22 protein-coding genes are annotated in these 25,467 nt (G+C 53.3%); 8 read left to right on the forward strand and 14 right to left on the reverse strand.

Going from position 1 to position 25,467, the window contains the following annotated elements; genetic code table 11:
- Positions 1 to 335: 335 nt before the first annotated feature.
- The 10 genes from nth to LCF41_RS11065 form a co-directional block, all read right to left on the reverse strand.
- Positions 336 to 971 carry an endonuclease III gene (nth, locus tag LCF41_RS11020; protein WP_180741027.1) on the reverse strand — a complete coding sequence of 212 codons (636 nt, stop codon included), beginning with the start codon at positions 969 to 971 and terminating at the stop codon, positions 336 to 338.
- Positions 968 to 1,675, reverse strand: a complete 708-nt coding sequence (locus LCF41_RS11025; RefSeq protein WP_225088067.1) for an electron transport complex subunit E — start codon at positions 1,673 to 1,675, stop codon at positions 968 to 970. The genes nth and LCF41_RS11025 overlap by 4 nt, the downstream gene beginning before the upstream one ends.
- Complete coding sequence (gene rsxG / locus LCF41_RS11030) at positions 1,672 to 2,301, reverse strand: electron transport complex subunit RsxG (RefSeq protein WP_225088068.1); 630 nt, start codon at positions 2,299 to 2,301, stop codon at positions 1,672 to 1,674. The genes LCF41_RS11025 and rsxG overlap by 4 nt, the downstream gene beginning before the upstream one ends.
- 10 nt (positions 2,302 to 2,311) lie before the next feature.
- Positions 2,312 to 3,367 (reverse strand): electron transport complex subunit RsxD, encoded by a 1,056-nt coding sequence (rsxD, locus tag LCF41_RS11035; protein ID WP_225088069.1) that lies wholly within the window; start codon positions 3,365 to 3,367, stop codon positions 2,312 to 2,314.
- Entirely contained in the window at positions 3,368 to 5,437 is a 2,070-nt protein-coding gene (gene rsxC / locus LCF41_RS11040; protein WP_225088070.1) for an electron transport complex subunit RsxC, read from the reverse strand.
- Positions 5,430 to 6,008 carry an electron transport complex subunit RsxB gene (rsxB, locus tag LCF41_RS11045; RefSeq protein WP_225088071.1) on the reverse strand — a complete coding sequence of 193 codons (579 nt, stop codon included), beginning with the start codon at positions 6,006 to 6,008 and terminating at the stop codon, positions 5,430 to 5,432. Before rsxB ends, rsxC begins: the two co-directional genes overlap by 8 nt.
- A complete protein-coding gene (gene rsxA / locus LCF41_RS11050; RefSeq protein ID WP_010296121.1) occupies positions 6,008 to 6,589 on the reverse strand; it encodes an electron transport complex subunit RsxA in 582 nt (193 codons plus the stop codon). The genes rsxB and rsxA overlap by 1 nt, the downstream gene beginning before the upstream one ends.
- A gap of 225 nt (positions 6,590 to 6,814) precedes the next feature.
- Positions 6,815 to 7,030, reverse strand: coding sequence for a transcription modulator YdgT (gene ydgT / locus LCF41_RS11055; RefSeq protein WP_129711257.1), 216 nt, complete (start codon positions 7,028 to 7,030; stop codon positions 6,815 to 6,817).
- 253 nt (positions 7,031 to 7,283) lie between these two features.
- Complete coding sequence (gene araA, locus LCF41_RS11060) at positions 7,284 to 8,789, reverse strand: L-arabinose isomerase (protein WP_225084666.1); 1,506 nt, start codon at positions 8,787 to 8,789, stop codon at positions 7,284 to 7,286.
- Between the two features lie 36 nt (positions 8,790 to 8,825).
- A complete protein-coding gene (locus LCF41_RS11065) occupies positions 8,826 to 10,526 on the reverse strand; it encodes a ribulokinase (RefSeq protein WP_225084667.1) in 1,701 nt (566 codons plus the stop codon).
- Between the two features lie 372 nt (positions 10,527 to 10,898).
- Here LCF41_RS11065 and LCF41_RS11070 point away from each other — a divergent pair, with 372 nt between their 5' ends.
- The 7 genes from LCF41_RS11070 to LCF41_RS11100 all read left to right on the forward strand — a co-directional run bounded on the left by LCF41_RS11070 (position 10,899) and on the right by LCF41_RS11100 (position 18,634).
- Complete coding sequence (locus LCF41_RS11070) at positions 10,899 to 11,882, forward strand: arabinose ABC transporter substrate-binding protein (RefSeq protein ID WP_180741018.1); 984 nt, start codon at positions 10,899 to 10,901, stop codon at positions 11,880 to 11,882.
- A 203-nt stretch (positions 11,883 to 12,085) separates the two neighbouring features.
- Positions 12,086 to 13,609, forward strand: a complete 1,524-nt coding sequence (gene araG / locus LCF41_RS11075; RefSeq protein ID WP_225084668.1) for an L-arabinose ABC transporter ATP-binding protein AraG — start codon at positions 12,086 to 12,088, stop codon at positions 13,607 to 13,609.
- 18 nt (positions 13,610 to 13,627) lie between these two features.
- On the forward strand, positions 13,628 to 14,614 hold the full coding sequence (gene araH, locus LCF41_RS11080; protein ID WP_225084669.1) for an L-arabinose ABC transporter permease AraH: 987 nt from the start codon (positions 13,628 to 13,630) through the stop codon (positions 14,612 to 14,614).
- Between the two features lie 64 nt (positions 14,615 to 14,678).
- Positions 14,679 to 15,611, forward strand: a complete 933-nt coding sequence (araC, locus tag LCF41_RS11085) for an arabinose operon transcriptional regulator AraC (protein WP_225084670.1) — start codon at positions 14,679 to 14,681, stop codon at positions 15,609 to 15,611.
- A gap of 114 nt (positions 15,612 to 15,725) precedes the next feature.
- The gene (locus LCF41_RS11090) at positions 15,726 to 16,772 is read left to right on the forward strand and encodes an oxidoreductase (protein WP_225084671.1); all 1,047 of its coding nucleotides are present in this window, start codon (positions 15,726 to 15,728) and stop codon (positions 16,770 to 16,772) included.
- Between the two features lie 152 nt (positions 16,773 to 16,924).
- The gene (locus tag LCF41_RS11095) at positions 16,925 to 17,914 is read left to right on the forward strand and encodes a bile acid:sodium symporter family protein (protein WP_225084672.1); all 990 of its coding nucleotides are present in this window, start codon (positions 16,925 to 16,927) and stop codon (positions 17,912 to 17,914) included.
- A 255-nt stretch (positions 17,915 to 18,169) separates the two neighbouring features.
- Positions 18,170 to 18,634: an SgcJ/EcaC family oxidoreductase gene (locus tag LCF41_RS11100; RefSeq protein ID WP_225084673.1), complete on the forward strand. Its 465-nt coding sequence runs from the start codon at positions 18,170 to 18,172 to the stop codon at positions 18,632 to 18,634.
- Positions 18,635 to 18,717: 83 nt separating this feature from the next.
- Here the strand turns inward: LCF41_RS11100 and add are convergent, their stop codons facing one another.
- The 4 genes from add to manA all read right to left on the reverse strand — a co-directional run bounded on the left by add (position 18,718) and on the right by manA (position 23,794).
- Positions 18,718 to 19,731, reverse strand: coding sequence for an adenosine deaminase (gene add, locus LCF41_RS11105; RefSeq protein ID WP_225084674.1), 1,014 nt, complete (start codon positions 19,729 to 19,731; stop codon positions 18,718 to 18,720).
- A gap of 121 nt (positions 19,732 to 19,852) precedes the next feature.
- Positions 19,853 to 20,830: an arsenic resistance protein gene (locus tag LCF41_RS11110; protein WP_225084675.1), complete on the reverse strand. Its 978-nt coding sequence runs from the start codon at positions 20,828 to 20,830 to the stop codon at positions 19,853 to 19,855.
- 99 nt (positions 20,831 to 20,929) lie between these two features.
- Positions 20,930 to 22,483 carry a YdgA family protein gene (locus LCF41_RS11115; RefSeq protein WP_225084676.1) on the reverse strand — a complete coding sequence of 518 codons (1,554 nt, stop codon included), beginning with the start codon at positions 22,481 to 22,483 and terminating at the stop codon, positions 20,930 to 20,932.
- 138 nt (positions 22,484 to 22,621) lie between these two features.
- A complete protein-coding gene (gene manA / locus LCF41_RS11120) occupies positions 22,622 to 23,794 on the reverse strand; it encodes a mannose-6-phosphate isomerase (protein ID WP_225084677.1) in 1,173 nt (390 codons plus the stop codon).
- 239 nt (positions 23,795 to 24,033) lie between these two features.
- Here manA and fumC point away from each other — a divergent pair, with 239 nt between their 5' ends.
- The gene (gene fumC / locus LCF41_RS11125) at positions 24,034 to 25,431 is read left to right on the forward strand and encodes a class II fumarate hydratase (protein WP_225084678.1); all 1,398 of its coding nucleotides are present in this window, start codon (positions 24,034 to 24,036) and stop codon (positions 25,429 to 25,431) included.
- The last annotated feature ends 36 nt before the right edge of the window (positions 25,432 to 25,467 follow it).

Raw genomic sequence — 25,467 nt, forward strand, 5'->3', positions numbered from 1 at the left:
TGAATGAATATGCGGTTTAATCTTTTGCATATTATTAAATATGCAGTGAGTATAAAAATCGATCAAATATACCCAATAAGATGACTGTCGATATAATCACGAAAAGTGACTTTCAATCACTAAATTTTCTATTAAAAATAACTTATTAGCCTTAAATAGTGGTTATGTGTGTTTTTATACAGCCTTTTTACGCGCGAAGGTGCCAGAAAAGGTTGTGAGGATCTGGAGTGTGGTGAGCAGGGATCGCGTAACGCATTCTGTTAGAAAGAAAGTCAGGGATAAGCCAGGGTGGGATCATCGTGCTGGTGAGTAGCGCTCCACCAGCCCCGAATCGATTAGGCGTCGATCTTCTCACCAAATTCGCACAAATCTTCAATCAGGCAGGAACCACAGCGTGGTTTGCGTGCGATACAGGTGTAACGACCATGCAGGATTAACCAGTGATGACAGTCGACTTTAAATTCTGCCGGAACGACTTTCAGCAGTTTTTCCTCTACCTGTTCAACATTTTTACCCGGCGCAAATCCTGTGCGGTTGCTGACGCGGAAAATGTGGGTATCAACGGCAATCGTCGGCCAGCCAAACGCGGTATTCAGGACGACGTTTGCCGTTTTTCGTCCTACGCCGGGTAAGGCTTCCAGCGCCGCACGATCTTCAGGAACCTGTCCCTGATGCTTTTCCAACAGCAAACGGCAGGTCTTGATGACGTTTTCCGCTTTGCTGTTAAACAGACCGATGGTCTTGATGTACTCTTTCACGCCGTCTACGCCGAGTTCGAGCAGGGCTTCCGGCGTATTCGCGACAGGATAGAGTTTTGCTGTTGCTTTGTTGACGCTGACATCGGTTGCCTGTGCGGAAAGCAAGACGGCAATGAGCAGTTCAAACGGCGTGCTGAAATTTAACTCTGTTGTGGGATGGGGATTGTTGGCTCGCAATCGCGTTAAGATCTCAATCCGTTTGGCCTTGTTCACAGCGATTCCCCTACGGTATCGGTTGCCGGCGCCGTTTTCCCTTCGGTGATAGCAGCACGGGCTCGGCGCTGTTTCATTTTCTCATCGATCAAATATTTCGCAGCTAGCAACAGCCCGAGACCGATAAACGCGCCCGGTGGCAGCATGGCCAGCAGGAACGGGGAGTCAAGGTGTACAACCTCGATGCGGAGCGCCTTAGCCCAACTGCCCAGCAACAAATCTGCGCCGTCGAACAGCGTGCCGTTTCCCAGAATTTCACGTAAAGAACCGAGCACCACCAGCGCGCTAGTGGCCCCCAGCCCCATAGCCAGGCCGTCAATTGCAGAAGGGAACACCGCATGCTTGGAAGCGAAGGCTTCAGCACGGCCGATGACGATACAGTTCGTCACGATCAGCGGAATAAAGATACCCAGCGATTGATATAAACCGTAGGCGTAAGCGTTGATCAACATTTGCACGGTGCTGACCACCGAGGCAATGATCATGACATAAATGGGAATACGGATTTCCGCCGGCACCCAGCGGCGTAGCGCAGAGACGGCTATGTTGGTGCAGGTGAGAACCAGCGTGGTTGCCAGCCCTAAGCCCAGCGCGTTAGTCGCGGTTGATGACACGGCTAGCAGGGGGCAAAGACCCAGCAATTGAACCAGTGCCGAGTTATTCTTCCATAACCCTTCAACGAAAAGTGCTTTGGTTTGACTCATTGGGCCTCTCCACAGGCGGACAGCGTGTTGATTTGTGGCGGCAGCGTTTGCAGGTAAAGAGCGCTGCGTTTTACGCTATTAATGACGGCGCGTGGCGTAATGGTGGCTCCAGTGAATTGATCAAACATTCCGCCTTCTTTCTTCACTGCCCAGCGAGCATCCTGTTCACCCTCTACCGTTTGTCCGCTGAAGCGGGTGATCCAGTCAGAAATGCGTACTTCGATTTTGTCACCCAGCCCCGGCGTTTCATGGTGCTCGGTGACGCGGACACCAAGTACCTTGCCATGAAAATCGGCACCGACCAGCAGCCTAATGGCACCAGAATAGCCATCCGGCGCGGTACTTTCCAGTGCGGCGGCGACGGGTTCTCCGTTCTGACGAGCGATAAATACGCGATGCGGCGCTGACGATCCTAATGCCGGATTAGTGACAACGTAACACTCTTTTTGAATGTCACTATTGTATAACTCAGCGGGAACCACCTGATCCAACAGCATTTTTTGTTGCAACATCGCCTGATGCGAGATCGTGGGTTCCGTCAGCATGTTCACCACGGCAGTGACGGCGGTAGTGAACGCGGCAAACAGGGCCAGTGTTGTCGCGTGGCGGCGCATTGTGGTTATCATGGGCGTCTCCTCAGCGATGGTGGCCGTAAGCGCGTGGCTTGGTGTAATAGTCAATCAGCGGCACAGTGATATTCGCCAGCAGAACGGCAAACGCGACGCCGTCTGGGTAGCCGCCGTAGGTCCGAATTAACCAGACCAGTAACCCAATCAGCGCCCCAAAAATCAAACGGCCACGGTTTGTGGTTGAGGCGGTAACCGGATCGGTCGCAATGAAGAAAGCACCGAGCATGGTGGCACCGGACAGCAGGTGCAGCATCGGCGGAGCGAACTTCTCCGGCGCGATGGCCCAGCTTAGTGAGGCGCAGAACATCAGCGACAGCAGGAAACTGACCGGAATATGCCAGCGAATGGTACCGCGCATCAGCAAAAACAGCCCACCGATGAGAAAACCGATATTTACCCACTGCCAGCCAATGCCTGACAGCGATTGCGCAAACATCGGCTGTTGCAGAATGTCCTGTGGTGTTTGGCCGGAGCGCAGGCTGGTTTTAAACGTATCCAGCGGGGTAGCCTGACTGACACCATCAACGTTGTGCATTAACTGCTGCATGGTATGTCCGTCAGGCGTGTGTCCGGTAAAAATGATGATGAGCGCATCATGGAAACCGACGGAAATGGTTTGCAGCGGCACAGGTGGCAGCCAGCTCGTCATCTGAACCGGGAACGAGATCAGCAGCACTACATAGCCAATCATCGCGGGGTTAAAGGGGTTTTGCCCTAAGCCGCCATACAGCTGTTTAGCGATAATGATGGCGAAGACGGTTGCCATGACCACCATCCACCACGGAGCAAGCGGCGGCAGGCTGATGCCGAGCAATACGGCAGTCAATAGTGCGGAATTGTCAGCCAGCGTAGTGCGCACGGCGAATTTTCTGAGTGACAGTGTCACACCCTCCGCGATAAGCGCGGTGGCCGATGCCAGCCCGACCTGAATCAGGTTGCCGTAGCCAAAGAAATAGACCTGCGCCAGCATGCCAGGCAGACAGGCCAGAATGACCAACAGCATGATGCGCTGTGTGCGCTGCTGATTATGTGTAAACGGGGAACTCGCAATTCTAAAAGCCATTTATTCCTCTTGATATGACGATGCCTGCGCGGCTTTACGGGCTTTAACGCGAGCGATGGCCGCAGCCACGGCAGCCTTACGTGGATCTTCTGGCTCTTGTGCTTCAACGGCGGTAACAGGCTCGGCAACCACGTCAGGAGCAACGGATGAAACGGGGACCTCCGCATTTTCCGCGGTCTGTTGGGTAGCCTTGCGGGCTTTAACACGGGCGATAGCGGCGGCCACGGCAGCCTTACGTGGATCTTCTGGCTCTTGTGCTTCAACGGCGGTAACAGGCTCGACAACCACGTCAGGAGCAACGGGTGAAACGGGGACTTCCGCATTTTCCGCGGTCTGTTGGGCTGCCTTGCGCGCTTTAACGCGCTCAAGTGCGGCGGCTACCGCGGCTTTACGTGGGTCAAGCTCGGCTGTTGGGGTTTCCTGCTGCGTCCTTTTTTCACGTAACTGTTCTTCGCGTACGAATGCTTTGCGGGCAGCCCGCGCGGCGATGGCGGCGCGGTTATCGGGCTGTGCATCGGGCGTAATCGCGATTGGTGCACCGATCTCTGTGGCTGTGGTTTGCTTGCGGCGCACGCGTTCCAGCGCGGCCTGCACGGCATCTTTATCGCTGGTGGAAACGCTAGCCGCTGCCTGTTTGTGGCGCAGTTCGCGCGCGGCTTTTTCTCGTTCCAGACGAGCCTGTTTAGCATCAAAGCGCACTTTAGCCTGCGCGGCACGCTGTGCGTCTTCGTCGATTGCCCGAATCTCGGCCTTTTCCTGACGGTAGTACTGTACCAGCGGAATATTGCTGGGGCAGACGTAAGCACAGGCACCGCATTCGATGCAGTCAAACAAATGGTGATTGCGGGCTTTCTCGTGTTCCTGCCCACGGCTGAACCAGTAAAGCTGCTGTGGCAAAAGCCCCGCCGGACAGGCGTCGGCACATTTGCTACAGCGAATGCAGGATTGCTCTTCGGCAACCGGCTCCATTTCCGCATGCGATGGCGCGAGTAGACAGTTGCTGATTTTGACGATCGGCACATCCAGCGACGGCAGGGTAAAGCCCATCAACGGACCGCCCATCACCACCATCGGTTGCTTGTTGACATGGAAGCCCCCCTGTTTGAGCAGGTGACGTACTGGTGTGCCCAGCCGCGCCCACACGTTACCGGGCTGACGCAAGGCTTCACCGGTTAGCGTCACCACGCGCTCGGTGAGCGGTTCGCCGTCGATCACGGCACGTTTGATGGCGAAGGCTGTACCGACGTTCTGCATTAACACGCCAATCGCGGCGGAGTGTTTACCGAACGGAACCTCTTTGCCGGTCAGAATTTTGGTGAGCTGCTTGGCACCGCCTGACGGATACTTGGTTGGGATGACGCGCAACTGCATGTCGCTGCGTTTACCCAAGGCCAACCGCAGGGCGGCAATCGCTTCTGGCTTATTATCTTCGATTCCGATCAGAATACGTTTTGGCTGCAACAGGAATGACAGAATCTCGACGCCCTGAATAATCTCCTCTGCGTGCTCCTGCATGAGTCGATCGTCTGCGGTGATATAGGGTTCACACTCTGCGCCGTTGATGATCAGGGTTTCAATCCCGCGCATTCCGCCTTGTAACTTGGCCGCGGTAGGGAACCCTGCGCCGCCCAGTCCCGCGATGCCAGCCTGATGCAGGTGAGCAAGCAGGGTATCGGTGCTCTGTGCGCGATAATCCATCAAGGTCTGACGTTCACACCAGCGATCGTCGCCATCCGGCACAATAATAATACTGAGTTCAGACAGGCCAGAAGGGTGCGCCGTGGTGTGTTGGCGGATCGCATTCACCGTGCCTGACGTTGGGGCGTGAACGGGCAACGTGCGGCCTTTTCCTCGCGTCAGCGGCTGGCCGCGCAGAACTTTATCGCCGATGCTGACGCAGATCTCGCCTTCTGGGCCAAGATGCTGCTTGAGCGGAATAATGAACTGTTCTGGCAGCGGAATGTGACGCAGCGGCGTCTGGCTGGACTGCGTCTTCATTTCCGGCGGATGAATGCCTCCGTCGAAATCCCAGATTCTGTCTTTTCTAAAGGCGGAAAACAGCTTAAGCATGGCGTTCTACTTGAATAACGCGTACTGGAATCGTATCGAGATCCCATTTCCAGTTAGCGGGAGTCGGAGCGATAGGACGTAATTCGATACAGTCCGTCGGGCAAGGGGAGACGCAGAGATCGCAGCCGGTACATAAATCGCTCACGACGGTGTGTACCGCTTTGGTACTGCCGATGATGGCATCAACCGGGCAGGCCTGAATGCACTTGGTGCAGCCGATGCAGTTACTTTCGTCGATCCAGGCAACGTGGCGTGCAGGCGCTTGAACGTCGGCATCGCCCTCCAGCGGCTGTGGATCGACGTTGAGCTTTTCAGCCAGCTTCAACATCATCGCTTCGCCGCCGGGGCCGCATTTATTAATATTTTCCCCATTTAGTGCGACCGCTTCGGCGTAAGGCCGACAGCCAGGGTAGCCGCACTGGCCGCACTGGCTTTGTGGCAGCATGGCTTCCACTTCTTCCACGATCGGATCGTTTTCGACTTCAAACCGACGGGAGGCGTAGCCGAGCACCAGACCAAATGCCAGCGCGAGAGCGCTTAATGCCGCAATGGCAATCCAGATTGCGGTCATCAGAATTTCACCAGTCCGGTAAAGCCCATAAACGCCAGCGACATGAGGCCGGCGGTGATCAGCGCGATAGACGACCCCCGGAACGGCGCAGGAATATCCGACACGGCGAGGCGCTCGCGAATGGCGGCGAAGAGTACCATCACCAGCGAGAAGCCTGCGGCACCGCCAAAGCCATAAATCGTCGATTGCAGGAAGCCGTGCGACAGATTGATATTAAGCAGAACAACGCCAAGTACAGCGCAGTTGGTGGTAATCAGCGGCAGGAAAATCCCCAGCAGACGATACAGCTCAGGGCTGACTTTACGCACGAACATCTCGGAGAACTGCACTACCACGGCGAGCACCAGAATAAATGCCATGGTGCGCAAATAGAGAATATCGAGCGGAACGAGAATAAATTCGTTGACCAGCCAGGAAAACATGGAGCCGACAGTCATGACGAACGTGGTCGCCATGCCCATGCCAATTGCCGTCTCGAGCTTTTTGGACACGCCCATAAAGGGGCACAGCCCAAGAAACTTCACTAAGACGAAATTATTTACCAGAAGGATGCTAACAAAGAGCAATGCGTATTCGGTCATTACGGTGCCTACAAAACAAAACCGGACTATTATCAGGCATTGTCGGGTTTTCGACAACATACCCAAAGTAGGGTTATCGACGTTTCCTACAAAGGGAGAAAGGTCAGCTTTTCGGAATAATAGAAACGCCGGGTTGTCAGACAACCACGCAGGGCCTGTTCTGAGCAATAGCCCGGAAGGAAATTATTGCATAATTATTCTTTTATCGCTGATAACACTTTATGGCTACAGGACGTGATGCCAGACGGATTTTGGCACACAGCCGATATCGAATAAACGCCCGCCGGATGCCAGCTCAGCCCGCCGATGATCCGCAGCACGATACATGTTGATGATTTCCTGACTATCTGTCAGAGAATAATTGAGGTGATCAAAGAGTTTTTCCAGACTTTCTGTTGAGCTGACTTTCCTGAATTTGAGCAAATAGTCATGAACGGTCATGGTGATTGGTCTAATAGTTATGTGGTTGAGATGACTAAGTATATGCAAGCGGCACAACCTGTCTAGAGGGCGATGTAATAAAGTACGCTTATTTTTCAACAACAAACAAATGAAAATGAAAAATAATGGATTGACAGGAAATATGATGACGTTTAAGGCAACGGTGGGCGGCAGCATGATGGCAAACCGTAGCGTGAATGATGGGTGACGATAACGGGGCAGCGTAGACGTCAACTGCCCCTGATATTAGCGTCTAGCGGCTACAGAGTTTGTAGTACACCTCGTTCCAACGCAGAGCATCTTTGAATTCGTGAAGTCGGGTTTCGTTGTCGATCACCAGCAGTTCAATATTCTGCATTTGCGCGTAGAGCCGCATGTGTTCGAGATCCAACGCCTGGCTAAAGACGGTGTGGTGCGCACCGCCGGCCAGAATCCAGGCTTCCGCCGCCACTTCCAGCGACGGCTGCGCTTTCCAGATGGCACGGGCAACCGGTAATTTCGGCAGTGGGTGCGCTTGTTCGATCGTATCGACCAAATTTACCAGCATTCTGAAACGGTCGCCCATGTCGATCACGCTAGCGTTGAGTGATGGGCCTGCTGGCGTAGAGAAAATCAGACGAGCAGGGTCGGCTTTGCCACCAATACCCAGGTATTGCGCATCCAGAATCGGCTTCTGTTCCTTCGCAATGGTGGGGCAGACTTCCAGCATGTGGGAACCGACGACCAGATCGTTACCGTTTTGGAAGTTATAGGTGTAGTCCTCCATGAAGGACGTCCCACCTGACAGCCCCCCAGCCATCACTTTCATGATGCGCAGCAGCGCGGCGGTTTTCCAGTCACCTTCGCCACCGAATCCATAGCCCTGTTGCATCAGGCGCTGTACCGCCAGCCCCGGCAGTTGCTTCAAGCCATACAGATTTTCAAAATCGGTGGTGAACGCGTGATAGCCACCTTGTTCCAGAAAACGCGTCATCCCGAGTTCAATCTGTGCCGCATCCAGCAGATTCTGGCGATTAGCGCCGTTGAGCTTCACCGCATCCGTTAACTGATAGCTGGCTTCGTATTCGTCGACCAGCGCATTGATATCGCCTTTGGATACCGCATCAACCACGGCGGTTAAATCACCCAGTCCCCAGGCGCTGACGGAATAACCGAATTGAATTTGTGCACCGACTTTATCGCCTTCGGTGACCGCGACTTCACGCATGTTGTCACCAAAGCGCGCGACCTTCAGCTGTTTGCTTTCCTGAATGGCAGCAGCAACCCGCATCCATTTCCCGATACGGACATGGGCGTTCTTATCCTGCCAGTGGCCGACGACAACCTGATGCGCCTGCCGCATCCGGGCGCCGATGAAACCAAATTCGCGTCCGCCGTGTGCGGTCTGATTCAGGTTCATAAAATCCATGTCCATAGTGTCCCACGGCACTTCGGCATTGAACTGGGTGTGGAATTGCAGCAGGGGTTTACTGAGTACGCTCAGGCCGCCAATCCACATTTTGGCTGGCGAAAAAGTATGTAGCCAGGTCAGCAGGCCAATACAGTTATCTTGATAGTTGGCATCGCGACACAGCGCCAGAATTTCGTCTGGTGTTTTCACCAGCGGCTTCAGCACCAGCTTAACCGGCAGATTAGCCTGTTGATTTAACCCAGCGACGACCTTTTCCGCGTTCTCTTTTACCTGACGTAATGTTTCCGGCCCGTAGAGGTGCTGGCTACCGATGACGAACCAGACTTCAAGCTGCTTAAAATGATCCATGATGACTCCTGTAACGTGATCCCAGAAGGATAAAAATTAGTTTTTTGCCGTAGACGTTGGGCTATAGGCAGGTTCCGCGAGGCGGCACCACTGCTGATAGCGTTCATAAAGCTGCTGATAACGGGCAACGCGCTGGCTGTCAGGCATTAAGGTGCGTTCTATGCCGCTGGCCATATGCTGCTGTGCCGTTGGGATACCGTCGTGAACGCCAGCGGCGACGGCGGCAAAGATCGCCGCGCCGAGTGCACAGCACTGATCGGAGGCAACGATCTGCAAAGGGCGATTCATCACATCAGTGCATACCTGCATGATGACGGGGGATTTCCGCGCGATGCCGCCCAGTGCCAGCACGTTCTCGACGGGGACTCCCTGATTTTCAAAGCATTCCATAATCGCGCGCGCGCCAAAGGCCGTCGCGGCAATAAAGCCGCCGAACAGCGTGGGGGCATCGGTGCCCAGATTGAGATCGGTGATCACGCCTTTGAGCCGCTGATTGGCGAACGGCGTTCTGCGGCCGTTAAACCAGTCCAACACGACAGGTAAGTGATCCAGCGTGGGATTTTCTGCCCAGCTACGGGTAAGCCGTTCCAGCAGTGTGGCTTCCATCGCCTGTAATGACGTTTTGAGTTCGGGATGACCTTGTTCGGCATAGTCTTTCGCCGCTTCCTGTAATGACCAGCCCAGCAGCCGCCCAAACCAGGCGTACATATCACCGAAGGCGGACTGTCCCGCTTCGAGGCCGATATAGCCGGGAACAACGCTGCCGTCGACCTGCCCGCAAATACCCGCAATGGTGCGATCGGCAATGCGTGCGTCGTCGGCGATCAGAATGTCGCAGGTGGAGGTGCCAATTACTTTAACCAGCGTATAAGGCTGTGCGCCTGCGCCGACGGTGCCGACGTGGCAGTCAAACGCGCCGCCCGCCAGGATGACTGTCTCGGGAATGCCGAGACGCTGCGCCCACTCTGCGGTAATCGTGCCGACTGGCTGTTCGGCAGTCCAGGTATCGGTAAACAGCGGGTACTGCAATTTCTCGGTCAGGCAGGGATCGAGCGCATGCAGAAAGTCTTTCGGCGGCAGTCCGCCCCAGCTTGGGTGCCAGAGTGATTTATGCCCGGCGCTGCATCGACCACGGCGGATATCGGCAGGTGCCTGCGTACCGGAAAGCAGGGCGGGCACCCAGTCGCACAGTTCTATCCAGGAGACGGCCGCCTGACGCACCGCGGCATCTTCACGCGAGACATGCAGGATTTTGGCCCAGAACCATTCGGACGAGTAAACGCCACCGATATAACGGGTGTAATCCGGGAATTGGCCGCTTCGGCACAGTGTATTAATGGCTTCCGCTTCTTCTATTGCCGTGTGGTCTTTCCACAGCACGAACATGGCATTGGGATTGTTGGCAAACTCGGGGCGCAGCGCGAGGATCTGACCCTGTTCATCAATGGGGGCGGGGGTCGACCCGGTCGAATCCACGCCGATGCCGATGATGTGTTGGCGCTGTTCGTTCGTCAGGCGGGAAACCACCACCTTAATTGCCTGTTCCAGCGATTCAATATAGTCCAGCGGATGGTGTCGGAACTGGTTGTTGGCCGGCTGACAATATTTACCTTCGCGCCAGCGGGGATAGTAGACCACTTCTGTTTCCAACTCTTGCCCGCTTTGGCAGTCAACGGCTAAGGCGCGTACCGAATCACTGCCGAAGTCGAGGCCAATCGTAATAGCGCCCGCGCTCATGCTTTGCTCCTCATTAATCCGAGATCGTTGGTGTTTACGATAGGCAGGGACAGGAAGAGGCGGTTAGGAGCGGTTAGCTGGAAGTATGTATTTTTCTGTCGCCCGCAGCCATTTTGTGAAGCCCGTCAAAGGTTAATGATTGGTTAAAATTGCTAAATGTATGCACAAACCTGTCATTGTTCCGGGATGTGATAAAGCTCTATATTCGAACCGGAAATAACGACTAAAACATAAAGCGTCTGAATGCTACTGAGTAAAGGATTGCGCTAAGTCTGTGTTTTTCCTTTATCCAGACCGGAAAACCCTTACCCACAACGTGAACGCATGTCGGCGTTGCTGGCGAATGAAAAGATAATTACACCGGAGAACATCATGCATAAATTCACTAAGGCGCTGGCAGCAATCGGGTTGGCTGCGGTTATGTCACAATCAGCTATGGCTGAGAACGTAAAGCTGGGATTTCTGGTGAAACAGCCGGAAGAACCCTGGTTCCAGACCGAATGGAAATTCGCTGATAAAGCAGGAAAAGATCTCGGTTTTGACGTGATAAAAATTGCGGTTCCCGATGGGGAAAAGACCCTGAACGCGATTGACAGCCTGGCGGCCAGCGGAGCAAAAGGTTTCGTTATCTGTACGCCCGATCCGAAGCTGGGGCCTGCCATTATGGCGAAAGCACGCAGCTACGATCTGAAAGTGATTGCGGTTGACGATCAGTTCGTGAACGCCAAAGGCCAGCCGATGGACACGGTACCGCTGGTGATGATGGCTGCCACCAAGATTGGTGAGCGCCAGGGGCAGGAACTGTATAAAGAAATGAACAAACGCGGCTGGAAAGTGGATGAAACGGCCGTGATGGCAATTACCGCGAACGAACTGGACACCGCGCGTCGCCGTACCTCTGGTTCTATGGATGCGTTGAAAGCCGCTGGCTTCCCGGAAAAACAGATCTATCAGGTGCCGACCAAATCTAACGATATCCCCGGCGCGTTTGATGCCGCCAACTCCATGCTGGTTCAGCACCCCGGTGTGAAAAACTGGCTGATTATCGGCATGAACGACAATACCGTGCTGGGCGGCGTGCGTGCGACGGAAGGCCAGGGCTTTAAAGCCGAAAATGTGATTGGTATCGGTATCAACGGCGTGGATGCGGTCAGCGAGTTGTCCAAAGGTCAGGCGACAGGCTTCTTTGGCTCACTGCTGCCAAGCCCGGATATTCACGGCTACAAGAGTATCCAGATGCTGAATGACTGGGTCACCAAGGGCGTAGAGCCGGAGAAATTCACCGAAGTGACCGATGTGGTGCTGATCACGCGTGACAACTTTAAGGTCGAGCTGGAGAAAAAAGGCCTGATGTAATCGTAATGTTGTTCACTTAAGCGTGGGTTTACGCCCTCTCGGGCTGCCACAAGTGGCATTTAAAATGCGTTTGCATTTTATAGGGGGAAACACGGTGATGAGGTTCCGCAGGGATGCCTCGCACCGTGGTCGCTCCCGGTATCTCGATCCTTTGTTGATCGACGTTATCCGCGCGCTACCTGCATTGTTATGAGGAAACCGACATGACAGCACAGTCACCCTATTTGTCGTTTCATGGGATTGGTAAAGAATTTCCCGGTGTTAAGGCGCTTTCGGATATCAGTTTTTCCTGCCATGCCGGCCAGATCCATGCATTGATGGGGGAAAATGGGGCGGGCAAATCAACGCTGTTAAAGATCCTGAGCGGCAACTATTCACCGTCCGCGGGTGAAATTCATATTCAGGGTAAACCGGTGCAGTTTACTCACACGATGGACGCCCTGAATGCAGGGGTTGCCATCATTTATCAGGAACTGCATCTGGTGCCGGAAATGACGGTCGCTGAGAACATCTATCTGGGGCAACTGCCGCATAAATACGGCATGGTGAACTACTCGCTGCTGCGTTATGAAGCCAGGCTCCAGCTACAGCATTTGGGATTGGATATCGATCCTGATACGCCGCTGAAATACCTGTCCATCGGGCAATGGCAGATGGTGGAAATCGCCAAGGCGCTAGCCCGCAACGCCAAAATTATCGCTTTTGATGAACCGACCAGTTCGCTGTCTGCCCGTGAAATCGAGCAGCTTTTCCGTGTGATTAAAGAATTACGCAGCGAAGGCCGGGTCATTTTGTATGTTTCGCACCGGATGGAAGAAATTTTTGCACTGAGCGATGCCATTACCGTGTTTAAAGATGGCCGCTATGTGCGCACGTTTGACGATATGCAGCAGGTGAACCATGAGTCGTTGGTACAGGCGATGGTGGGGCGTAATCTGGGGGATATCTATGGTTATGCGCCGCGTCCGCACGGCGAAGCGCGTTTGACGCTGAAAGACGTCAAAGCGCCAGGTGTGAAATCCACGGTCTCTCTGAACGTCAAGCAGGGGGAAATTGTCGGGTTATTTGGTCTGGTAGGGGCGGGCCGTAGCGAACTGATGAAAGGGTTGTTTGGGGCGACCAAAATCACCGGCGGTCAGGTGCTGCTGGATGGTAAGCCGCTGGTGGTGAATTCCCCGATCGATGCGATTCGTCAGGGCGTGATGCTCTGCCCGGAGGATCGTAAGGCGGACGGTATCATTCCGGTGCATTCGGTGCGTGACAACATCAATATCAGTGCGAGGCGTAAAAGCCTGAAAGCCGGTTTTATTATTAATAATCAGTGGGAAGCGGATAACGCTGCGCAGCGTATTGACGCGTTGAACATCAAAACGCCGTCCGATGAACAGCTGATTATGAATCTTTCCGGCGGAAACCAGCAGAAAGCCATTCTTGGGCGCTGGCTGTCTGAAGAGATGAAAGTCATTTTGCTTGATGAACCTACGCGCGGCATCGACGTCGGCGCGAAGCACGAAATTTATCATGTCATCTATGAACTGGCGAATCAGGGGATCGCGGTGCTGTTTGCCTCCAGCGATTTACCAGAAGTGCTTGGGCTGGCCGATCGGATCATTGTTATGCGCGAAGGTGCCGTCTCCGGCGAACTGCTGCATGGCGATGCCACGGAGCAGAAGGTGCTCAGTCTGGCGATGTTACGAACCCCCGATATCGAATCTGCGGTTGCCTGACCGCGAAGGAGCAAAATAATGTCAACGGTTACGTCTGCAACCTCAGAGAAGAAGACCGGCAGTTCGGGGTTATCCCGCATTTGGGATAACTACGGCATGCTGGTGGTTTTTGCCGTGCTGTTTCTTGGCTGTGCGATATTTGTCCCGAATTTCGCGACGTTTATCAATATGAAAGGGCTGGGGCTGGCAATCTCCATGTCCGGTATGGTGGCCTGCGGGATGTTGTTCTGTCTGGCTTCTGGTGATTTCGACCTGTCGGTGGCCTCCATCATTGCCTGCGCAGGGGTGGCCACGGCGGTGGTGATCAATATCAGCGAAAGCCTGTGGATCGGTGTCAGTGCCGGGCTGCTGCTGGGCGTGGCGTTCGGCTTGCTCAACGGTTTTGTTATTGCCCGTTTGAAGATTAACGCGTTGATCACCACGTTGGCGACCATGCAGATTGCGCGCGGGCTGGCGTACATCATTTCCGACGGTAAAGCGGTAGGGATTGAAGATGAGCGTTTCTTCGCGCTGGGCTATGCCAACTGGTTGGGTTTGCCTGCGCCAATCTGGATCACCATTGGTTGCATGATTGTGTTTGGCCTGCTGCTGAACAAAACCACCTTTGGCCGTAATACTCTGGCGATTGGGGGCAATGAAGAAGCGGCGCGTCTGGCCGGGGTGCCGGTTGTGCGTACCAAGATTATCATTTTCGCTTTGTCCGGTTTAGTCTCCGCCGCCGCGGGGATCATTCTGGCCTCGCGTATGACCAGCGGCCAGCCAATGACCTCCATCGGGTATGAGTTGATTGTGATTTCTGCTTGTGTGCTGGGCGGCGTGTCGCTGAAAGGCGGGATCGGTAAAATTTCTTACGTGGTGGCTGGCGTGCTGATTTTGGGGACGGTGGAGAACGCAATGAACCTGCTGAATATCTCTCCGTTTGCCCAGTATGTGGTACGCGGTCTGATTCTGCTGGCGGCGGTTATCTTTGACCGCTACAAACAGCTGGCGAAGAAAACGGTATAAATGCCCGTGCGGCAGGTGAGTGAGCCTGCCGCTTTCTTTCTTATTAGCGTGTACCGGAGGCTCGATGTATCACCGTATGGCGCATGAATCTCAGCCTAATCCGCTGCTGCCGGGATATTCGTTCAACGCTTATCTCGTGGCAGGTCTGACGCCGATTCTGGCAGATGGGCCGCTCGACTTCTTTATCGATCGCCCCGATGGTATGAAAGGCTACATCATTAATCTCACCATGAAAGGACAAGGACAGGTCTTTGATGGCGATCAGACCTTTTTCTGCAATCCCGGCGATCTGCTGTTGTTCCCACCGAAATCGAAGCATTTTTATGGTCGCTCACCGAGCAGCGACTGCTGGTATCACCGCTGGGTCTATTTTCGCCCGCGCGCCTACTGGGCAGACTGGCTGGAGTGGCATACCAAAAGCAGCGGTATTGGCCGCATGAGTCTGCCGAATAATCAACTGCTGCTGGAGTTCGACAGGCTATTTGCCAATATTGAGCAGACGCAGCGTTCCGGGCGGCGTTTTTCCGAAGAGTTAGGCATGAATCTGCTGGAGCGTCTGTTGCTCAGAGCGATGGAAGAAGACCCACAGAGCCCGCAGAAGATTATGGATCCGCGCGTAATAGAAGCCTGCCAGTTTATTACCAGCAATCTGGCTGGTGAACTGCGTATTGATGAAGTGGCGCGGCACGTTTGCTTATCGCCGTCGCGGCTGGCGCATCTGTTCCGCGAGCAGGTGGGGATTAATATCCTACGCTGGCGTGAAGATCAGCGCGTGATTCGCGCCAAACTGCTATTGCAGACGACGCAGGAATCTATCGCCAACATTGGCCGCGTGGTGGGGTATGACGACCAGCTCTATTTTTCACGGGTGTTCCGTAAGCGAGTCGGCGTCAGCCCCAGTGATTTCCGCCGACGCAGCAGTGAAATTAACTATCCGGCAGCCAAAACGCTACCTGTGGCATGGGGCGATCGGATGCCCAGTGCCGTAAGTGGTTAATATTCTGAAACGTGACAGATTCCCCTGGCGATAATCCCTCTCTGCAATCTGACGGATGACGGGTATATACTGAGTGAGAAATCACAAAGTCAAACTACGCTAAGGGGAATCGTCATGAGTGAGACCGTTCGTGTTGGGCTGCTGGGCTATGGTTATGCCAGTAAGACATTCCACGCGCCGTTGATTGCCGGTACGGCAGGTATGGAGCTGGTGGCTGTGTCCAGCAGCAGTGCTGAAAAAGTGCATGCAGATTGGGCCAATCTGCGAGTAGAGAAAACCCCTCAGGCATTGTTTAACGATCCCGATATTGACCTCATTGTTATTCCTACCCCTAATGACACGCATTTCCCGCTGGCGAAACAGGCGCTGGAGGCGGGTAAGCATGTTGTTGTCGATAAACCTTTCACAGTGACGTTGTCACAAGCCTATGAGCTGGGTGTGGCGGCTGAACGGGTCGGAAAGGTGCTTTCTGTTTTCCATAACCGCCGCTGGGACAGCGATTTTCTGACGCTGAAGCAGCTACTGTCAGCGGGAACACTAGGGAATGTGGTGTACATGGAATCACATTTCGATCGTTTCCGTCCTGAAGTACGTCAGCGCTGGCGTGAAGATGGCAGCGAAGGCAGCGGGATCTGGTACGATCTGGGGCCACATTTGTTGGATCAGGCGCTGGAACTGTTTGGGTTGCCGGTCGCGATTCAGGTGGACATGGCACAACTGAGACCGGGAAGTAAGGCGACGGATTATTTCCATGCGACGTTGATTTACCCGCAGCGCCGCGTGGTTCTGCATGCCAGTATGCTGGTGGCGGCGATGTCTGCACGTTATACCGTGCACGGCACGCGCGGCAGTTTTGTCAAATATGGCCTCGATCCACAGGAAGATCGTCTGAAAGCGGGTGAACGTCCGCCGCTGGCCGATTGGGGACAGGATAAACGTGATGGTGTGCTGACGTTATCGCACGACGGCATCATGGCGGAGCAAACGATCGCCACGATTCCGGGTAACTATCCGGCTTACTATGCTGCCGTGCGCGATGCGCTGCTCGGTAAGGGAGAAAACCCCGTCAGCGTACATCAGGCCATTCAGGTGATGGAACTCATCGAACTGGGGCTGCTTTCTCATGAGCAGAAAAAGGCCGTTACGCTGAAAAATAGCTAGATTTATTGCGTTTTATTCCAGATAGTTAACGGTTTGTTTAAACAGGCGAGCTTAGGATCGCCGTAGGCTACTGTTTTTGGGCGATCTTCGGGTCGCCCGTCTTGTTAGAGTGTGAAGTAGATCGATAACAGGCTAGGGGAAAGGTGTCAGGCATGGGGTGGTTACAACGGTTACGCATTGATAAGTTCTTATTGGTTTTGATTCTGGTCGTGGCGACGGCATCGGTTCTTCCTGCTCAAGGCATCGCGAAGGTTTTCTTTGAAAATCTGACAACAGCGGCGATTGCTCTGCTGTTCTTTATGCACGGCGCGAAGCTGTCGCGTGAAGCGATTACCGCCGGTATGGGGCATTGGCGTTTGCATCTGGTGGTATTTGCCAGCACGTTTATTCTGTTTCCGCTGCTGGGCATCGGCATGAGTCTGCTGTCACCGGTGGTGCTGACGCCGACGTTATATCTTGGCTTCCTCTATTTGTGTGCGCTCCCTGCAACGGTGCAGTCGGCTATTGCGTATACCTCGATGGCTGGCGGCAATGTGGCGGCGGCGATCTGTAGTGCATCTGCATCCAGTATTTTAGGCGTGTTTCTTTCGCCGATTCTGGTCGGTTTGTTGATGCAAACACAGGGTGGGGAGACCGATACGCTACATGCCATTGGTTCCATTATCATGCAGTTGATGGTGCCTTTCGTGATTGGCCATCTGTCTCGTCCGTTGATAGCTGGCTGGGTCGATCGCCACCGTAAGCTGATTAATATCACTGACCGGTCATCCATTCTTTTGGTGGTGTATGTCGCTTTCAGTGAGGCGGTTGTGCAGGGCATTTGGGGACAAATCAATTTCTGGTCATTACTCGCAGTCGTGGGTTGTTCGATGGTGCTGTTAGCGATTGTGCTGGTGGTAAATACACTGGCTGCCCGCAAGTTGGGCTTTAACACCGCGGATGAAATAACCATCGTGTTCTGTGGTTCGAAGAAAAGCCTGGCGAATGGGATCCCGATGGCTAACGTGCTATTTCCTGCCGCAGCGGTGGGGGCGATGGTGCTACCGTTAATGATTTTCCATCAAATCCAACTGATGGTGTGCGCCGCATTGGCTCAGCGTTATGCTAAACGGCTACACAAGGAACAGGAGCCTCATCAGTAAGGGATTATCGGTCTCTCTGATCATACAAAACGCCCCCGGTCTGTGTAAGGCCAGGGGCGTTTTGCTTTGTCGCCATCACTTGTCACAATCGTTTGTAACTACCCGGAAATACAAAAAATAATCTATTACAGTGATAGTTTCTAAAGTTTATTACTTTCTCGATCCGTTACGTTATAACAATGCTGGCTCATCAAGATTCATTATCTATAGAGCAGGATGCAGTTGATGATAATTATCATTTGAGATCGAGACAATATGTTAAAAAAAACGGTAGTAACTTTAGCAATGCTAGGGGCGTTAGCTTCCACATCCGTACAGGCCGCTCAACATATGGATTGTGTGAAAACCGATAAAAAAGAGATTGCCTCGTTGTTTGACCGCTGGAATGTAGCGCTACAGACGGGTGATGCGAAGAAAGTGAATAGGAACTATGCGTCGGATGCCGTACTGTTGCCGACATTATCGGGTAAACCGCGTACCACTGACGCGGAGCGCATTGATTACTTCGAACATTTTCTGGCGAAAAAACCGGTAGGTAAGATTGATACCAGCACGATCCGTATTGGCTGCAATGACGCTGTCGATACCGGAACCTACACGTTCAGGTTTGGTGATGGGAGTGAAGCGAAGGCTCGTTACACTTATACCTACATTTGGGACGTGAAGCAGAAACAGTGGTTGATTAGTTCACACCATTCCTCTGCGACCCCTAACGACTGAATTCTGTAACCCATTGGAAACAAAATTATGTCAAACGGCTAACCTTTGTTAGCCGTTTCTTCATGCACATTGATATGACGTTATCAGGCAACGCCGCGTTTCCGCAGAACCTTTTCACGTAGTTGCTGTTTTTCCTGCTCGCTGATAAACGCAATATTCAGACCATTTTCCTGCGCTTTACGGGTTTCTACCGCTGTCAGGCCAGCAAGTGGTGCGGCGATCTCATATTCATGGCGGATCTCTATGCCCTGAACTGCCGGATCATCCGTATTGATAGTGGCGGGGATTTCATAACGCAGGAAGTGGATGAGCGGGTGCTTATCCAGAGATTCCACCGTACTGGTCTGAATGTTGGATGTCAGGCAGGATTCAATCCCGATTCCCAGTTCTGCCATGTGTGTCATCAGACGCGGATCGATAATGGCGGTCACGCCGTGTCCGATACGCTCCGCACCCAGATGATTAATCGCCTGCCAGATACTTTCCGGCCCAGCCGCTTCACCTGCGTGAACGGTGATGTGCCAGCCGGCATCGCGAGCCTGTCGGAAATGGGGCGTGAATAACGCACCAGGGTGCCCCAGCTCATCGCCAGCCAGATCGAGTGCTATGATGTGGTCACGCTGGGACAGCAGGGCGTCCAGCTCTTGTTGGCATGCCTCGGTGCCGAATGTCCGGCTCATGATGCCAATCAGGCGAATATCGGTATCGAAATCACGGCAGCCCGCGGTAATGCCGTCGATCACTGCTTCAACCACGCCAGCAACCGGAAGCTTGTGGTTCATCGCCATATAGTAGGGGGAGAAACGCAGTTCGGCGTAATCCAAGCCGGCTTTCACGGCATCTTCAACGTTCTCATAAGCAACGCGGCGACAGGCGTCCAGTGAACCGAGCACAGCCACGCCCCAGTCGAGTTTTTGTAAAAAGCTTACCAGATCAGGTTCATTTCTGGTGACCTGAACGTGAGGGCGAAGTGCTTCAAGATCGCGGGCAGGTAACGTGACATTGTACTGGTGTCCGAGCTCCAGAATACTCTGGGCGCGGATATTGCCATCCAAATGGCGGTGGATATCCGTCAATGGCAGGTGTAAATCAATCATAATGTTATTGTCTGATTACTGTTTTTCGTACTACAAAGTATAAAAAGAAATCGTGGTAAATAGCCAATTGTTACCGCTGAAACCCGAACGCCCTGGACAATCATTGAGCAAAAACAAACTGTTATTGCTTTTCCTGCCCCGTCTCACGTGCGTTCAACTTAGGAATTACACGGATATAAATGAGTTCGCTGAGCAGTTCCACCAAGGTTTGGCTGACGATGACGGCGGGAAGGAGCGGCAACGCGCCCGGTATAGCCAGCGTCAGCGGTAAGATAACCAGAGAGTTACGTGTGCTGGCACTAAAGGCTACGGCGCGTCCGCCAGTAGAATCCAATCGGAACGCGCGACCAGTGAACCAGCCGAGTAGCGGTGCCAGTAGCGCGAAGAGTATGTAAAACGGTATCGCAAGCAGTACTGACGTCCAACTGGCGCGCAATTGTGGAATCATCGCCGCAACCACGATAAACAGCACCAGCGCGGTAGCCGGGACGGGAAGATAGCCCAATCCATCCGACAATGCCGACATCGTGCGCTGACGTGCCGCCAGCCATTGCAGAAGCGCCGCCAGCGCTAAAGGCACGGCAATCAGCCAGATAAAAGCGTCGATAAAGGGCGCGAAGGTGACGAGTCCGGCGGCGTTGTTGCCGAGAAACAGCGTCAGGTAGAACGGCAAGGCCAGCATTTGCAGCAACAGTAAAATAGGCGTTGCAGCCAGCAGGCGTGCGGCATCAGCTCGTCCCACGTGCGCGAAGGTCACCACGTAGTCAATACACGGCGCGAGTAACACCAGTATGATGCCTAGCCTAACCAGCGGCTCGTCAGGGATAAAGGGTAACAGCGCCGCGACCAGCAAGGGAATCACGATGAAGTTGGCAACGAGCAATGCGCCGATGAATCTGAGCTGCGTGATGCTTTTTCCGATCGTGGTCAGCGGGACTTGTAGAAACGTGACAAACAGCATCAGTGCCAGCGCCGGATTAATCACGACATCCCATTGCTCTGTTTCCGGCAGCACCCTGGCCGTTGCCATCGCCGCTATCACGGCAACAAAGTAGATCGCAGCCTGATGGGATTCCAGAAAGGGTTTTAACGCGGACATGGCGTAATCTCAAAATCAAACTGAAGAGGCGGGCAGAAGAAACGGTGGCTGAACGGCGGCCACCGTGTGTATTAGCACGTAATATTACCGTGTGTCGGCTTATTGCGCAGGGGGTGGTGTAACTGGTTCTTCCTGCGCGCCAGGCTGTGATTCTTCACCTTCTTCCGTTGGGACGGAGAAATAAGGCGCGATGAAATCGGCCAGCGAAATTTTGTTGCCGTTGAAGTCAATTTGACCATCGGCATAGTGCAGCGAGCTGGTAATAGCGTTGTCTTTCGTGACGCTCAACTGGTTCTCCTGACCCATCTCGGCCATCATGGTAACCTGCTGTTTCGCCATGTCCTCCAGCTGTTTTTGCTCTTCCGCATTGGCCGTTTTGGGGGCGCTCAGAACCATTAATTCCGTCAGCATATCCAGCGGCAGATTGAGTTTGGCATCGAGTTTTTTGACCGACTGACGAATGATTTTTTCTTCATCCGAGAGGGTTGGCTCATTTGCTTTATCCGTGCTCTGCACGGGATCGGTTAAATCTAGCGCCAGCGTGAACGTGCCTTCACCCTTGCTGTTTTTCCAACTGATCGGGGAGATTTCAATGCTTGGATTACCTTTCAGCAGCTGCGGCAGGTATTGCAGAACAGACATGACAACTTCGTGCTGATACGTGTCGGGATCCATGGCGGCCGGATCCTGTAACAGCTTCTGCACTTTTTCCTGATAGGCGGTGAGGAATTGCTTGGTGCCCGCGCCATCAAGCTGTGAGATAGACATGTTTATGTTACCCGAACCCAGATTGCGGTCACCGATGATTAACGAGCCCAGCGTCACAGCCATGTTGCCCGCCAGGTTTTTGTCATCTTCCGTTGCGCTACTTTTTAAAGAAAAATCGTTCAACGTAACGGGTTCGCCACCTTCTACGGTAAACGTCATCGCTTTAAGAGTCAGTGCGCCATCGCCTAAATCAAGATCGAATTTGCCTTTTTGATTGGTTCCCTTAATGGAGAAATCGGTGATATCGACGTTCTCTGTCTGGCCCCAGGCATTTTTCCTTTCCATCTTCACGCTGCTGATGGTGGTGTCCAGCTTGCTGCTGCGCAGGTCATGCCCGATATCCACCAAGGCTTCCGCACCGCTGAAAGAGAATTTCTGTTCTGGCGACTGGTGGTCAATCGGTGCCAGCGTAACAAGTGATTGTGTATCACCGTTGTAAGCGACGCGAGTTTCCGCCGTAAAGAACGGTTTGTCTTTAGTCAGCTCAAACCAGGCTTTGACGGCTGGCGTGTTGGCTAACTCGGTATGGACAGAACCCATTGCCGGTAACAGGTTGAATTTCTTGAGCTGTGCCAGCGGGAAAGGCCCGTGAGACACCGTTTCATTGAAGACCAGTTCTTCGCCGGGAGCCAGGAACTGCGCGCCTTTTGCTGTGCCGTCTGTCTGTAAAACATAGGACAGCGTGCTGCTGAATACACCGCCCTGATAGTCGCGATAGACGACTTTCAATCCTGCGTTAGGGTAGGACTGCTTGAGTTTAGTATTCAGCGTATCGGTAAAACCATCAATCTGCTGAGCCAACTGCTTGCCGGTGTACCAGGATGCGCCGGTCCAGACGGCACCCAGAGCAACAATAACGCCTACGGCGACTAACGACTTCTTCATTTTTATTCATCCTTTAGTAAAAAAATGCGCGTTTTCAACGCGAAACGCAGGTAACTATCAAGCAATTAACCACCACGTAATTCACTATCACCGCAATGTGAAACGCGATGTGCGGGTAGTGGCAGTGTGGGGAACAAGTTATCGGTTAAATACGCGAGCGAGACGCCCCTGTCCCTCAACCGTTATCGGTGACTCATTGGCGGAAATAAAGCAGGATTCTCCCGGACGTAGCGAGAGCCGCTGCTCATTTTTTTGCAGGACGGCGTGGCCGTCAACGCAAAAGACAATCGCGGCACTGTCCTGATTGAGCGTTTGCGGGCTCTGGCTCAGTTCGTGCAGCGAAAAAGCAAAATCATCAACAGGGATCGGGAAACTGAGTTCATTACCCTGTCGACGTGGCGTTGTCAGCAAGTGGTTTGCGGGTTTGGCTTCAAACACGACATTATCCAGTAGCTCTGGAATATCAATGTATTTCGGCGTGAGCCCGGCCCGCAGTACGTTATCCGAATTCGCCATGACTTCTAATGCCACACCTTTCAGATAAGCATGTGGCGTTTGCGCAAACAGGAACATGGCTTCGCCAGGCTGAAGCGTAATGACGTTCAGCAACAGCGGGGAGAACAATCCGCTGTCATCGGAATAGTATTGTGTAATCGCGCGGATGGTTGCCCAGGGCTCGTCATTCTGACTGTTTAGCGCGGCTTTCAGCACGCCGATCGCCCGTGTTTTTTGCTCACCGTCCATACTCAACAGGTTGGCGAACAGCATGGCGAGATTCTTCGCATCAGGCTGTTGTAAAAACGCTGTGATTGACGGATGTGCGTTGGCAACCGGCTCCAGCAGGCGCACAATTTCAGATAATTCTCGGAACCCGTTCATGGCCTGAAAAGGGGTTAATGCATAGACCAGTTCCGGTTTGTGATTGGCATCTTTGTAGTTTCTTTCGGCCGCATCTAGCGGGATGCCGGCGGCATTTTCTTTTGCAAAGCCTTGTTCTGCCGCTGTTTTACTGGGGTGAACCTGAATAGAAAGTGGCTGTTCCGCGCACAATACCTTAAACAAAAAGGGCAGTTCGCCGAAACGTTGCGCGGTGGTTGCGCCAAGATGCGTCGTTACGTCTTCGGCAATAACGTCCCGCAGATTACGAGTGTCGCCTTTTTCATCAATAATCGTCGAACTACTTTTAGGATGGGCGCCCATCCACAGTTCTGCCATAGGTAAATCGTTAGGATTATCAATGCTATATAGCTCGGTTAAGGCGTGTTTACTGCCCCAGGCATAGTGCTGGACGCAGTTGAGCATTTTTTGCATGTCGGCTTCCTGCTATTACATTAATTGTTAATTTCTGTGATGCTAGCTGTTAATTACTTGAGTGATTATGAATACACTGCATCTTCTTCGCTTCATGGTAATGTTTTATGTAGCGCGATACCAGACAGTGTTAGTCGACCCGTACGTGTTATCAGGCCAGTGGGTGTTATCAGAATAGGCCCAGCGATGTGATTCAATGTCTTCTACTAGTTAAATGTGTTTTTTAAGGAGGAAAGGTAATGAGCACGACGCGTAGTGAAAAAGACTCAATGGGACCGATTGACGTTCCTGCTGAACGTTTATGGGGCGCACAAACGCAGCGCTCGCTGGAACACTTCCGTATTTCTGAAGAGAAAATGCCACGTGCGCTGATTTATGCGCTGGCGCAAACCAAGCGTGCGGCGGCCCGCGTCAACATGGATCTCTCGCTTCTGCCCGCCGATCGGGGAAATGCGATTATTCAGGCAGCTGACGAAGTGTTAGCAGGCCAGCATGCTGGGGAATTCCCGTTAGCGATCTGGCAAACAGGATCGGGCACGCAAAGCAATATGAATATGAACGAAGTGTTGGCGAACCGCGCCAGTGAGCTGCTGGGGGGAGAGCGGGGCAACAATCGGCTGGTGCACCCCAATGATGATGTCAATAAAAGCCAGAGTTCTAACGACGTCTTCCCTACGGCGATGCATGTCGCGGCCGTGGTTGCGATCAACGAACATCTGATTCCTGAATTGAAGGCGCTACACGCCACGCTGGCGTCGAAGGCTGAGCAGTTTAAGGACATCGTCAAGATTGGCCGTACGCATTTACAGGACGCGACGCCGCTGACGCTGGGACAGGAAATCTCTGGCTGGGCCGCGATGTTACAGCATAACCTGAAGCATATCGAAAACAGCGTCCCGCACATTTGCGAGCTGGCGCTGGGCGGCACCGCAGTTGGTACGGGACTCAACACGCATCCTGAATATGCGGTGCGTGTGGCGGCGGAATTGGCGAAACTCACCGGTCAGCCGTTTGTGACTTCACCGAATAAATTCGAAGCGCTGGGGACCTGTGATGCACTGGTCCACGGGCACGGTGCCTTGAAAGGGTTGGCCGCATCGTTAATGAAAATTGCCAATGATGTACGTTGGCTGGCCTCTGGCCCGCGCTGTGGTATCGGCGAATTGAGTATTCCTGAAAACGAACCGGGCAGCTCCATCATGCCGGGCAAGGTCAACCCGACACAGTGTGAAGCGCTGACGATGCTGTGTTGTCAGGTGATGGGCAATGATGTTGCCGTGAATATCGGCGGGGCGTCGGGCAATTTTGAACTGAACGTGTATCGCCCGATGGTGATTCATAACTTCCTGCAATCGATTCGCCTGCTTGCTGATGGCATGAAGAGCTTCGATGAGCACTGTGCGGTGGGGATCGAACCGAATCGCGATCGTATCAATCAGTTACTGAATGAATCGCTGATGCTGGTGACGGCGCTGAATACGCACATTGGTTATGACAAAGCGGCAGAAATTGCCAAAAAAGCGCACAAAGAAGGGCTGACCTTGAAGGCCGCTGCGCTCAAACTGAACTACCTGACGGAAACGCAGTTTGATGAATGGGTTCGTCCGGAAGAGATGGTCGGTAGCCTGAAAAAGTAATGGCGTGGTAATGAGCGCGTTATCCCGCAGCCTGCT

Origin of the sequence: Pectobacterium colocasium, from assembly GCF_020181655.1 — a bacterium.
In the GTDB taxonomy this organism is placed as follows: domain Bacteria; phylum Pseudomonadota; class Gammaproteobacteria; order Enterobacterales; family Enterobacteriaceae; genus Pectobacterium; species Pectobacterium colocasium.

What these genes read in the sequence shown, in the direction of transcription:
- LCF41_RS11110 (WP_225084675.1), bottom strand. Translation starts at nt 20,830, where the DNA reads ATGTCCGCGTTAAAACCCTTTCTGGAATCCCATCAGGCTGCGATCTAC.
- rsxC (WP_225088070.1), bottom strand. Translation starts at nt 5,437, where the DNA reads ATGCTTAAGCTGTTTTCCGCCTTTAGAAAAGACAGAATCTGGGATTTC.
- fumC (WP_225084678.1), top strand. Translation starts at nt 24,034, where the DNA reads ATGAGCACGACGCGTAGTGAAAAAGACTCAATGGGACCGATTGACGTT.
- LCF41_RS11070 (WP_180741018.1), top strand. Translation starts at nt 10,899, where the DNA reads ATGCATAAATTCACTAAGGCGCTGGCAGCAATCGGGTTGGCTGCGGTT.
- araG (WP_225084668.1), top strand. Translation starts at nt 12,086, where the DNA reads ATGACAGCACAGTCACCCTATTTGTCGTTTCATGGGATTGGTAAAGAA.
- araA (WP_225084666.1), bottom strand. Translation starts at nt 8,789, where the DNA reads ATGGATCATTTTAAGCAGCTTGAAGTCTGGTTCGTCATCGGTAGCCAG.
- rsxD (WP_225088069.1), bottom strand. Translation starts at nt 3,367, where the DNA reads ATGGCTTTTAGAATTGCGAGTTCCCCGTTTACACATAATCAGCAGCGC.
- araC (WP_225084670.1), top strand. Translation starts at nt 14,679, where the DNA reads ATGTATCACCGTATGGCGCATGAATCTCAGCCTAATCCGCTGCTGCCG.
- rsxG (WP_225088068.1), bottom strand. Translation starts at nt 2,301, where the DNA reads ATGATAACCACAATGCGCCGCCACGCGACAACACTGGCCCTGTTTGCC.
- rsxB (WP_225088071.1), bottom strand. Translation starts at nt 6,008, where the DNA reads ATGACCGCAATCTGGATTGCCATTGCGGCATTAAGCGCTCTCGCGCTG.
- LCF41_RS11115 (WP_225084676.1), bottom strand. Translation starts at nt 22,483, where the DNA reads ATGAAGAAGTCGTTAGTCGCCGTAGGCGTTATTGTTGCTCTGGGTGCC.
- rsxA (WP_010296121.1), bottom strand. Translation starts at nt 6,589, where the DNA reads ATGACCGAATACGCATTGCTCTTTGTTAGCATCCTTCTGGTAAATAAT.
- add (WP_225084674.1), bottom strand. Translation starts at nt 19,731, where the DNA reads ATGATTGATTTACACCTGCCATTGACGGATATCCACCGCCATTTGGAT.
- LCF41_RS11100 (WP_225084673.1), top strand. Translation starts at nt 18,170, where the DNA reads ATGTTAAAAAAAACGGTAGTAACTTTAGCAATGCTAGGGGCGTTAGCT.
- LCF41_RS11095 (WP_225084672.1), top strand. Translation starts at nt 16,925, where the DNA reads ATGGGGTGGTTACAACGGTTACGCATTGATAAGTTCTTATTGGTTTTG.
- araH (WP_225084669.1), top strand. Translation starts at nt 13,628, where the DNA reads ATGTCAACGGTTACGTCTGCAACCTCAGAGAAGAAGACCGGCAGTTCG.
- LCF41_RS11090 (WP_225084671.1), top strand. Translation starts at nt 15,726, where the DNA reads ATGAGTGAGACCGTTCGTGTTGGGCTGCTGGGCTATGGTTATGCCAGT.
- ydgT (WP_129711257.1), bottom strand. Translation starts at nt 7,030, where the DNA reads ATGACCGTTCATGACTATTTGCTCAAATTCAGGAAAGTCAGCTCAACA.
- LCF41_RS11065 (WP_225084667.1), bottom strand. Translation starts at nt 10,526, where the DNA reads ATGAGCGCGGGCGCTATTACGATTGGCCTCGACTTCGGCAGTGATTCG.
- LCF41_RS11025 (WP_225088067.1), bottom strand. Translation starts at nt 1,675, where the DNA reads ATGAGTCAAACCAAAGCACTTTTCGTTGAAGGGTTATGGAAGAATAAC.
- manA (WP_225084677.1), bottom strand. Translation starts at nt 23,794, where the DNA reads ATGCAAAAAATGCTCAACTGCGTCCAGCACTATGCCTGGGGCAGTAAA.